Source organism: Arthrobacter sp. D1-29 (genome assembly GCF_054130585.1).
Window position 1 is genome coordinate 2,160,659 of sequence record NZ_CP096383.1, and the last position, 10,926, is coordinate 2,171,584.

Genomic DNA, 10,926 nt, shown 5'->3' on the forward strand with positions numbered 1-10,926 from the left:
AACTTAGTTGCTGATGGAAGCTACCGCGAAGTACGTTGACAGTATGACCACCCAAGGGTTAGTCTGTCTAGTCAAACCCGTGTATACAACTGGTTGGCATCTCAGCATCATTCAGGAAACCCTGTCCGGCATTAGTTCGGGATCTCCGTGAGCTACTACCACGATGCAACGAAAGCTCAATTCTGAAGGAGTCAATGGTGACTGCAAATAAAGGTGCCGCCGTGTTTTCGATGGTTGCTGCTTTGGCGCTGGCCGGATGTTCGGCCAGTCCTCAGCCGGAGGCGTCGTCGGGAGCAGGTGATCAGACACTGGTCTACGGTAATTCCGTCCCGCCGAATAACCTCGACCCCCACAAGTCGCTCTACAGCGCCGACTGCCTGATGCTATGCGCGATCTATGACCGACTGGTGCACGTGGATTCTGAAGGCAAGCTCATCCCGGGACTTGCCGAGTCGTGGACGTTCAGCGACGACGCACTCTCGCTTAATCTGAAGATCCGAGAGGGCGTGACGTTCGCCGACGGCATGAAGCTCGACGCGGTAGGTGTCAAGGCGAACCTCGACCGTATTCGCACTCTACCGGGCGCACCCGGCGGCCGTGACCTGGCCATGGTGACCGATGTAGCAGTGACTGACCCGCAGACAGTGACCCTGGCTCTGTCGCAGCCGTACGCGTCGCTGCCGGGCATCCTCTCGGGCCTTGCTGGCGCAATCATCAACCCGGCCGCTCTCGCTAAAGGAACCGACCTGAGCGCGACCCCTGATGGGGCTGGCGCATATCGCTTCCAGTCCTACACCCCGGGCAGCGAGCTCAATCTGGTCCGCAACGACGACTACTGGGGTAACACGCCGCAGCTCGCTGGTCTGAACTTCAAGTTCATCTCTGATTCCGCAGCTATCGCCAATTCCCTACAGGCCGGACAGATCGATGTGGCGCACATCGTGCCGCAGAACCTCAAACAGTTCGAAGACAACCCGTCGTTCACCGTGAAGGAGGTGACGACGCTGTACCAGTACGCGCTCATCACCAACTTTGCGTTGGCCGGTCTGGAGGACGTACGGGCGCGTCAGGCGGTGCTTCATGGCATTGACCGCGAGAGTATCTGCGCACAGATCGCCAAGGGCCAATGCGCGGTTTCGGACCAGCCCTTCCCGGAAGGCTACTTCGCCAACGACCCGTCGATCGACCAGGTACTCTACCCGTTCGATCCCGAAAAGGCGCGCTCCCTGCTGGCCGAGGCCGGCGTCAAGGATCTGAGCCTCAGTGCGGTCGTGCCCGGCCAACAGTTTATGGCGCTGGCCCAGGCCATTCAGGCTCAGCTGGGCGAAATCGGAGTTGAGCTCAAGCTCGAAATGGTCGATGGTAACGCGATGGCGCAGAGGGCGTTTGTTGATAAGACGTCGGACATGGTCATCACCGCCTTCGGTGGCCGCCCCGACCCCGCCCAGCTGTTCACGGTCCGATACAGTGCGGCCGGCTTCTACAACCCTGGTGGCTTCACGACGGACACGATGGAGAAGCTGCTCAAGGAGTCCCAGGCCACAACCGACAAGGGCAAGCGTGACTCGCTTCTTCAGGCCGGTTCGCGCGAAGCCGCCGAGTCCGCACTCAGCATGATGCTCTACGCGCCGACAGAAGCCTATGTGATGAAGAACGGCGTGGACTTCCAGCCGTACGTCACAGGCACTCACGAATTCCCCTCAGTCACGAAGAAGTAACCTCCGACCGCGGTGGTCGTGTTTCGGCCGCCAGAGTCCCTCATCATGTCCAATCTGAAGGGAAAGGCTTCCCGACCACATGTGCAGGTGCGGCCCCCTGCAACGCAGGGGAAACCGCATGTGGATTTCTTTAGAAGTTATGGAGAAGCAATGACAGCCATCTATACAGCAGAAGCTATTGCAACAGGAGCCGGTCGCAATGGACGTGCCCGGACGGACGACGGACTGCTGGACATCCAGCTGGCCGCTCCGCACGCCCTCGGCGGTTCTGGTGGCGGGCATAACCCTGAGCAGCTCTTTGCTGCCGGCTACGCTGCCTGCTTCCACTCCGCCCTCCATTTCGTAGCCCGAACCCTAAAGACCGACTTGGGCGACTCAAGCGTCGCCGCAAAAGTTGGTCTTGTCCGTGAAGGAAACGCTTTCGGGCTCGAGGTAGACCTTGAAGTTGTCATTCCGACTATGACCCAGAGCGAGGCGAAGTCCCTGGCCGAGGAAGCCCATCAGGTCTGCCCCTACAGCAATGCCATCCGCGGAAACATCGAGGTCAACATCACCGTCCCTGACGACTAAAATCATATCCAGTGGACCCTACCGTCCAGAGCCAACTTACTTGGCGTTGATGCTGCCCTGGTCGCAACAAACCTTGGGGGACACCAATTGCGCAGGTGCTGTTGCACGATTGGCAGCACACTGCCCGTTGACTCCCTTCAGCAGCATCGCGAGAGCTCGTTTCTCTCGCTCGGGAACGTTCCCGGCCCTACAGGGTGAATGGCGCTTAGGTTGCAACTGGGCAGGCTCAATTTGGGCCTGGACGATTGCTCCGTGCTGTGCCACGAGTTCATCAAAACTCCAGCCGCCGAAGAGTTCCCAGGGTGTCCTGCTTTTCGCGTTCGCAGTGCATCAACACGCGGAACAGAGCGTCCTGCCCAGCTCCGACGCCTGGACGTCCAGGGCGGCGAGCGGCGATTCATCCTGGCTGCACGGCAGCAAAGAGCTTCTCATTGGAAACGAAAAGTTTCATGACCAAGGCCGCCGAAACACCTGCTTCTGAAGCGATATCGCGCACCGTGACAGTGCGGTATCCCCGTTCCCCAAAAAGGTGAGCGGCGAGTTGGCGGACGGCGTCGTGACTCGGGCCGCTCACGCTCCCACCGGCTCTTCGGAGCTTTGCTCGACGCCTGGCGCGTCGAGGTCCAGGGTAATCAGGCGGTTGTCCACCGCTAGCTTCCGCGCGATCGCCTGCTCCATCATTGGATGGGACATGATGACTAAAGAGCGGCCTGCGGGGGAGCGGAAAGGCAAACGCGCCGTCGTCCTCTGTCCGGGCGCTGGCGTATACCCGCCGCTGGCTTCAAGCAGGGTCATCACGGCGGCGGCGAATTCCTCACCGCCCGAGGTGGTGCCTGCGCCGCCCATCACAAGCCGGTCCCGCACCAGGAAGTTGTGCTCCTGTGTGCCGCCGTCGAATCCGCAAGGATTGGTGCGTATCGCAGGCGCGGTCTGTGGGTATGGGGCGCGCGACAGTTTTACTCTGGCCCTCACGGAGGGGCTTAGCCTGCAGACTTTCCTGACGAATAGCAACAAGTACGGCGCAGCCGCTTTCCTCCCTCGCAATGGATCTCCACGACTCCGTATCGTGATGCGCGGGATTCTTGGTGGCGTCGGTGATGCCCATCCGCTTGGCGGCGGACCGTCCTTCACCCATAAAGCGGGTGGCTCCGCCGAGACCCACTCCCTGGAACGGGATGAGATGCAGTCACTTCTGCGGGCACCTGCCACACGTCAGCAGACTCTCCCAGCGGGACCAATCTCACGTCCTGCGCCCTAAATAGCGGAGCGCGGGCACAGGTAGTCGCAGACGGCGGACGTGCCCGCCCTGGGACGGGACTGCAGAACTTCCCACCGCCCTGCCCGCTCATCAGCCAACCACGACCAGCAAACCCCTGGTCTTCTGCTCGGTAACCGGTTAAGGGCTTACCCAGACAACCCGCCAGAACCGGGTTGCGGCGGCCGCGCTACATAACCAGGCAGGCCACAGAAGACTGATTATGTTCCTCGGAACATCATTCGGGAGGAAGACGACAGGCCGGCCCCCCGAGGGACGGGTCGAACGCCCGTTCCGCGCTGACGTAGCAGCAGTCCACATCCACGTGCGCGTTCTGCCGCACCCGCCGCCTCACAGTCGGCTTCGACATCCGTCAGTCTCTGGTCTGATGCACGGGCCCCAAACACAGACTCCGCTTGAATCTATTGACTTGCGCAAAGCCCCCCCCTAGGCTCGTTGCAGTTATCGCATTATCTCGTGCATAGAATGCACAGGAATGCTCATTCACAAGGGAGTGAAAGTTATGCGAGATATCAACCACAGTGCCGGGATCTGGCTAGCCGAGCTTGAGAGGGCGCTTAAAGGGCGTAACAATGATCTCTTTGAAAGCCTGTTCGCGGAGAACGCCATGTGGCGCGACCTCCTGTCATTCACCTTCAACATCCGTCAGTTCCACGACAGGGACGCCATTGCGAATTATTTTTGGACAACCGCCGACGAGTTGGAGCCATCGAATTTCACGATCGACGCGAACTTTCCGGTTGAGCCCGTTTCCGAGGTTCCCTTCTCTTTGACGGAGACGTTCGAGATCGACTTCACATTCGAGACGACTGCAGGCTTCAGCGACGGCCTGGTGCACGTCGTTCCTGACCCGACGTCTCCAGGGGGCCTGCGGGCCGTGCTCCTTCTGACGCGTCTGCAGTCTCTTCGCGATCTTCCGCCGGTCTGGCCGAAGTTTGGTCGGTACAACCAGTTGGAGCTTGAGAACGAGAGGAAGGTACTCGAGCAGCGCAAAACTTATTCACAGGGTGAGCCCGAGGTACTTATCGTTGGGGCGGGTCACAACGGCGTATTCGTCGCTGCCGCGTTGGCGAGGCTTGGAATCGATGCGCTGATCGTCGACAAGCACGAGCGGGCGGGTGACAGTTGGCGAAAGCGTTACGACTCGCTGGTGTTACACATGCCGCACGGAATGATGCAGTTTCTTCACCTGCCCTTCCCGGACAGCTTTCCTGACTACATTTCAAAGGATCGTCTCGCCGATTGGTATGAGGTGTACGTCAATGCTCTTGACCTCAACCTCTGGACCTCGACTGAATTTGTGCATGGCGAGTACGATGAGGACGCGCAGCAGTGGTCTGCAACCGTCCGTCAGGCCGATGGCACCGACAGGACCTTCCGCCCCAAATATCTCGTCCTTGCCACGGGTGGTAGCGGGACACCCCGGATCCCCGACCTTCCCGGCCTGCAGGATTTCACGGGCCCCGTCACTCACAGCCACAGTTTCCGCTCCGGAGCGGACTTCGCCGGAAAGAACGTGTTGGTAGTGGGAACCGGAACCAGTGCGCACGACATCGCATTCGACATCGTCAACCACGATGGAAAGTCGACGTTGCTACAGCGCGGGGCAACCTTCGTCGTCGACCTTCCGTCGGCCAACCTCAACTACGGCCCTTTCAACACCAGGAGTGTGCCGACAGATGTGGTGGACAAGCGCTGGCTCGTGACCCAGATCAAGCCACTCATGCTCGAAAATTTCAAACGCGTCACCGCAATGGGCAATGAGCTGGACAAAGAATTACACGAGCAGGTTGAGAAGGCGGGTCTCGTTCTGGACAAGTCGGAGTACGGTTTCTTCGCGAAGTACTTCGAAGTCGCCGGCGGCTACTACATCAACGTCGGGGCGTCTCAGGCGATGATCCGCGGTGACATCAAGGTCGAGCAGTTCTCAAACGTAGATCGTTTCGTCGGCGACGGTATCCGGTTAAACAGTGGCGAAGTGCGCAAATTCGACGCGATAGTTCTCGCCACCGGCTATGAAAATCAGCGTGTTATCCTCGAGCGCTTCTTCGGTTCCGAGGTCGCCGAGCGAATCGGCGACGTCGCCGGCTATGACGCCGGAGGCGACCCCGAACGCAACCAGTACAAGCCGATCGCGGCCCAGCCGCGCCTGGCGATTGCCGGAAGCGGCATCTCGGCCGGGCGCTGGTATGCGCCGCTGGTGGCCCTGGAGATCCAAGCAGAGTTCGAGGGACGAATACCTGAGTCATTCAAGGCGGCAGGCCACCCCAGCCAGATCCCCACGGAGGCGCTAACTACAAGTTAGGAGCGGTCCGTGCCGGTCTCCTTGACGTGAGGCCAGAGGCGACCGATTGCCTGAAATGGCAGTTTCGGCTGCTCGGACTCACTCGCCCTCCCTACACACAGATTGGAAAGCAATTGCGTATCGGCAACATTGAAGTTACCTCCGTAATCGACGGGGAGATCGTCATTCCGACGGAGCAATACTACGCCGGCCACACCAATGGCGAATGGGGCGATTTTTCCTTCAGCCTCTGTCATTCCACCAATAATCCCGTGCAGACGGTCGGGAGCTTTCTCATAGAGGGCATCGGGGATCGGTTGATACTCGTAGATGCAGGAGTCGGCAACAACCCCACCTTCCCTTTCTCCGGCGGCGCACTGCGCTCCGGATTACTGGCGAAGGGCGTCCGGCCCGACGACATCACTGATGTCTTGTTCACTCACCTGCATTTCGACCACATTGGCTGGGCGTCACTGAACGGCAAGCCCTTTTTCAAGAACGCAACCTATCGCTGTGATCAGCGAGACTGGGAGTACTTCATGGCGCCCGGGTACGAGATTCCTGAGTGGGAGCACGTGCTGGCGAAGCCGGAATTCGATGCCCCCCAGCCTCGCCTCGGACCGATCGCAGACAGGATGGAGTTCTGGAATGGAGACTCCGGGCTCTTTCCCGGGCTTGAAACCGTTGACGCGGCCGGCCACACGCCCGGGACCTCCTTGATTCGGCTCAAGGACGGCGGCGAAGAGGGTCTGATCCTCGGTGACCTCGTGCATGGCTACCCGGAACTACTTGAGGACCAGGAGTGGACGCTGTGGGCCCATAAGGATGGTGAGGCCGCAGCAGCCCAGATCGTCGACGTCCGCAAGGAATTAATCGACAACCGTACTCCATTCGTCGCGTCGCACGTACCGGGCATGCGGTGGGGGCGTTTCAGCAGAGATGAGTCGAGAAAGCAGACCTTCGAGCTCCTGCCAGCTTAGTCAGCCTCCCCGCAGCCTTCCTCACATCAACCCTCCACCCGCAGCAGGTCAAACTGTCACAAAATGAAAAGAGATACGAATGGTCGATCAACAAGCTGTAGCCGGACGAGTAGCTATGGTCACGGGCGGCGGAGCCGGGATTGGGCGTTCTACCGCATTGATGCTGGCCCACCAGGGAGCTGATGTCGTGATCTGCGATATCCACGAAGAGAACGGCCGGATCGTGGCGTCCGAGATCGAGGCGATCGGTCGCAGGGCTGTCGTCATTCCCACCGACAGTGCTGACGAAGACCAGGTCGAGCGCCTAGTCGCTGAAGGAATTCGTGAGTTGGGCAAGATCGACATTCTTGTAAACAATGCCGGAATCATATCAACGGACCCGATTCTCGAGCTTACGGCGGAGACATGGGATCGGGTTGTTGCCGTGCACCTGCGTAGCACCTTCTTATCGGCCAGGGCGGTCGTCCGGGATATGAGTTCGCGTGATTGGGGTCGTATCGTTAACGTCACCTCCCGGGCGGCGTACCGCGGCCGAGCAGGTATCGGTCCATATGCCGCATCGAAGGGTGCCATTCTCGCGTACTCGCGGGTACTCGCGGCCGAGACGGCTCAGTGGGGCGTCACCGTCAACAATGTTGCGCCTGGCACCACGCTTACTCCGATGGTGGAACGCGCCTTCCCTCAACCTGAAGCACAAGCCGAAGAGGCACGCTCATCAGGCGTAATCACCTCCCCTGTACGTCTGGCCGAGGCCGACGAGATCGCCGGAGCCGTGCTCTATTTGTGCGGTCTGTATTCCGGGCATATCACCGGTACGACGATTCACGTCAACGGCGGCAGCTTCATGCCGTGAGAGTTGACTTCGCCGCGCGCGGCGAACAAGTGCGGGGCACAAGACCAACCATCTGGTCATAAGTAGGCCCGTCCAGCGCGGACGCTCAGGCTCAGTAGCAAGTAGTGGAGGGAATGCCCATGGGTAGGACAGAGAATGAAGGTAACGACGTCGGCGGGGTGGTGAATCGTTTCGCGAGTGCACCTTCTGCGCTCTCGGGAAAAGCGGTCATTGTCACCGGTGCGGGGCAGGGCCTTGGTCGGGCCTACGCACTGGCCTGCGGGCGAGCAGGCGCCAGCGTTGTTGTCAACGACGTCGACGGGTCCGCCGCAGAGGAAACGGCAGCTGCACTCCGCACGGAGGGTGTGGCGGCAATAAGTGTGGCAGGGTCGGTGGCCACGTGGGATGATGCCGAACGCACAGTCGCAGAGAGCATCGCCGCCTTCGGTCGCTTGGATGGGCTGGTGGCGAACGCGGCAATTATGCACATGGGTGCCCCGTGGGATGAAACCGAGGACCAGCTGCGCCTGATCAACCAGGTCAACGTTCTAGGGGTTCAGTTCACGGCCCGCCACGCGATGCGAGCCATGGTCGAAGCCGGTCGAGGCGGTTCAATCGTGACAATCGTCTCGGGTGCCCAGCATGGGATTCATGGTATGAGTGCTTACGGCGCGACCAAGGGCGCCGTCAATGCCATGACCGCCAACTGGGCTATTGAGGGTCAGGAGCATGGCATCCGCGTAAACGCAGTGTCGCCGTGGGCAATGACGCAGATGACACTTGACCACCTTGATGAGACTAAAGCCGACCGGAGTTCCTTCCCGGAACCAGCCCAAATATCTCCGCTGGTCGTCGCGCTTCTCTCGGACGAAACGAGCAGCGTGAGCGGTCACATCATCCGTTTCGACGGGATCACCCTCAGCCAGTACGAGACGTCATTGGTGCCGATCGCCGCCCAAGAGGAGGTGTGGTCGGCCAAGGAAATCTCTGCACTTCTCGTGCGCAAGCTGGGATCCCTTACAACTGATGTCAGCGTGTAGAGCGAACCCGCTCATCCAACACGGCGCTGCACTGTGTTTCATGCGATAGAGCATCGCCTTCGGTGCCCGGAGCGCTCGTCGGGATCCTGTCGTGGGTAATTGTTTGAACATCCGGATTGTTGCGCCAGCCACACTGGGATTGAGTCATTCCCATGCTTCTTGCCAACTGCTTCCTGCAGTATGCATGAGCTATGCGCGTTGTGTACTTAGCGGACGTGCTTGCTCACTATATGTGATAAAATGCGAGGAAACCTTGTGAATAGCTAGCGGATTTGTTCCCTGGCGGTCTGCCCCAACTTGGAGGTCAATGATGACAGTTGCGAGCTCGTTCGATGTGGTAGTGCTTGGCAGCGGGGCGACGGGGCTGACGGCCGCTTTTACCGCAGCCAACGAGGGTGCTCGGGTAGCGCTCTTCGAGAAGAACTCCAGAATCGGCGGGACGAGCGCGTGGTCGGGTGGCCATGTATGGATTGTTGCCAATGATCACCAATCCGAGCTCGGAGTCGATGACTCGGTTGAAGAAGGCGTGACGTATCTACACGCGGTCGGCCGGGGGTTCGTCGGCGAGCCGCACGTGAGAGCATTTGCCGATAACGGGCGACACATGATCCGATACCTCGAAGATCATGGCAACGCGCCCTTTTACGCCGTCTCTGGCATTCCTGACTATCACCCAGAGCATCCTGGCGGCAAAACAAAAGGCGGCCGCACCATGGGCACGCCACTTTTTGCTTTTGGTGAGCTCGGCGAATGGCACGACCGCGTGGAGGTCACTCCGTATTACTCGCCGTACTACCGCATGGACGAAACGGGAATCGGTTCCGGAGTTCCGAACCCCCCCAGTCCTGAGGAACTTGAACGCCGCGCCACTGCTGACGAGCGCGGCCAGGGCGGCAGTCTGGTCGGTCATCTTCTCCGTGCAGCACTCAAGGCGGGTGTGCACATCGAAACCTCGACCGGTGGGGTTGAGCTATGCCTACAGGACGGCCGGGTGACCGGCGTCGAGGTGGAAGGCCCGAACGGGCGCCGTGTCGTGCACGCGCGGCAGGGAGTCATCCTTGCCACGGGCGGGTTCGAGTGGAATGAAGAGTACCGAAAGACGTTCCTCCGGGGTGAAGTCTTTCAGCCGGCCTCCATTCCCACGAACACCGGTGACGGACTTCGAATGGCGCTCAAAGCTGGCGCGGCCCTCCAGAATATGCGTGAGGCATGGTGGATCCCGATCGCTGTGCTTCCGCCTGGAGTAAATTCTATGAACCTTGACATGATCAATGGTGACCGCACTCGCCCAGGAAGCATTATGGTGAACCGGTCGGGTCGGCGCTTTGCGAATGAGGCAGCGAACTACAACGCCTTCGGCGGGGCTTTCCAGCAGGAGGACGTCGCTGCCTTTGGCTATGCGAACGTGCCCGCTTGGGTGATTCACGACCACACATACATGAAGAAGTATGGCTCGCGAGGAGTTCCGTACACTGGCGTGACACCTCAGTGGCTGACGGAGGCGCCAACTCTTCATGCGTTGGGTGAAACACTGGGCATTGATGCAGATGAACTGGAGCGCACCGTCGCGCGGTGGAACGAACATGTAGCTGAGGGTGCCGATCCCGATTTTAATCGCGGCGAAAGTGCGCATGACCGCTGGTGGGGTGACCCGTGGAAAAAGGGCTTACCCGAGTCGACATTAGGTCCACTCAACGACGGGCCGTTCTATGCGATGGAACTGCAGCCCGGCACTATCGGCACGAAGGGTGGCCCCAAGGTGACGGTCAACTCGCAGGTCGTCAATCATGACGGCCTGACTGTGCCAGGGCTCTACGCCGCGGGAAACACCTCATCGCCGACCGGCACCGGTTACGGCGGGCCGGGTGGAACGCTCGGACCGAACATGACGTTCGGATGGCTGGCAGCAATGCACGCGGTGGGCACTCCGGTCATCGCGGAGTAGATTCGGTGACCCCGTGTCCGAGCTCCGAGCGCTTGGCAAGGACTTCCGCAGACGTGTGCGCCGGTTTGATGAGCAGACCCTGGCCTGCACTGCCTTCGCTCGGGCGAGCCGCTGACCTTCGAGGCCCAGTACGACTGGAGGCTCTATGCCCGCGATCTTTCTACCCATTTGGCGACATCACGAACTGGAGCTATCTTCCCACGTCGCACTCCCGCTAAGTGCCAGGCTGGGCGATGGATGCAGGGCTACCCAGCGTTCAGTTGAATCGTAAGTAGCCTCTG

General features: G+C 60.0%; 9 protein-coding genes. 7 read left to right on the plus strand and 2 right to left on the minus strand.

Going from position 1 to position 10,926, the window contains the following annotated elements; all coding sequences use genetic code 11:
• Positions 1-194: 194 nt before the first annotated feature.
• Together M1E17_RS09920 and M1E17_RS09925 are read left to right on the plus strand one after the other, a co-directional pair.
• On the plus strand, positions 195-1,718 hold the full coding sequence (locus M1E17_RS09920; protein ID WP_457967013.1) for an ABC transporter substrate-binding protein: 1,524 nt from the start codon (positions 195-197) through the stop codon (positions 1,716-1,718).
• Positions 1,719-1,868: 150 nt separating this feature from the next.
• On the plus strand, positions 1,869-2,288 hold the full coding sequence (locus M1E17_RS09925; RefSeq protein WP_457967015.1) for an organic hydroperoxide resistance protein: 420 nt from the start codon (positions 1,869-1,871) through the stop codon (positions 2,286-2,288).
• Positions 2,289-2,685: 397 nt separating this feature from the next.
• Here the strand turns inward: M1E17_RS09925 and M1E17_RS09930 are convergent, their stop codons facing one another.
• Positions 2,686-2,862 carry a helix-turn-helix domain-containing protein gene (locus M1E17_RS09930; RefSeq protein WP_457967017.1) on the minus strand — a complete coding sequence of 59 codons (177 nt, stop codon included), beginning with the start codon at positions 2,860-2,862 and terminating at the stop codon, positions 2,686-2,688.
• A complete protein-coding gene (locus tag M1E17_RS09935) occupies positions 2,859-3,152 on the minus strand; it encodes a hypothetical protein (protein WP_457967019.1) in 294 nt (97 codons plus the stop codon). Before M1E17_RS09935 ends, M1E17_RS09930 begins: the two co-directional genes overlap by 4 nt.
• 914 nt (positions 3,153-4,066) lie before the next feature.
• Between M1E17_RS09935 and M1E17_RS09940 the strand changes: the two genes are divergently transcribed.
• From M1E17_RS09940 to M1E17_RS09960, 5 genes are all read left to right on the plus strand, one after another.
• Complete coding sequence (locus M1E17_RS09940; protein WP_457967021.1) at positions 4,067-5,869, plus strand: NAD(P)-binding domain-containing protein; 1,803 nt, start codon at positions 4,067-4,069, stop codon at positions 5,867-5,869.
• A gap of 113 nt (positions 5,870-5,982) precedes the next feature.
• Positions 5,983-6,828, plus strand: coding sequence for an MBL fold metallo-hydrolase (locus tag M1E17_RS09945; RefSeq protein ID WP_457967023.1), 846 nt, complete (start codon positions 5,983-5,985; stop codon positions 6,826-6,828).
• 79 nt (positions 6,829-6,907) lie between these two features.
• On the plus strand, positions 6,908-7,681 hold the full coding sequence (locus M1E17_RS09950) for an SDR family NAD(P)-dependent oxidoreductase (RefSeq protein WP_457967025.1): 774 nt from the start codon (positions 6,908-6,910) through the stop codon (positions 7,679-7,681).
• Between the two features lie 119 nt (positions 7,682-7,800).
• Positions 7,801-8,700 carry an SDR family NAD(P)-dependent oxidoreductase gene (locus M1E17_RS09955; protein ID WP_457967027.1) on the plus strand — a complete coding sequence of 300 codons (900 nt, stop codon included), beginning with the start codon at positions 7,801-7,803 and terminating at the stop codon, positions 8,698-8,700.
• A gap of 307 nt (positions 8,701-9,007) precedes the next feature.
• Positions 9,008-10,645, plus strand: coding sequence for an FAD-dependent oxidoreductase (locus M1E17_RS09960; protein ID WP_457967028.1), 1,638 nt, complete (start codon positions 9,008-9,010; stop codon positions 10,643-10,645).
• Positions 10,646-10,926 lie beyond the last annotated feature (281 nt).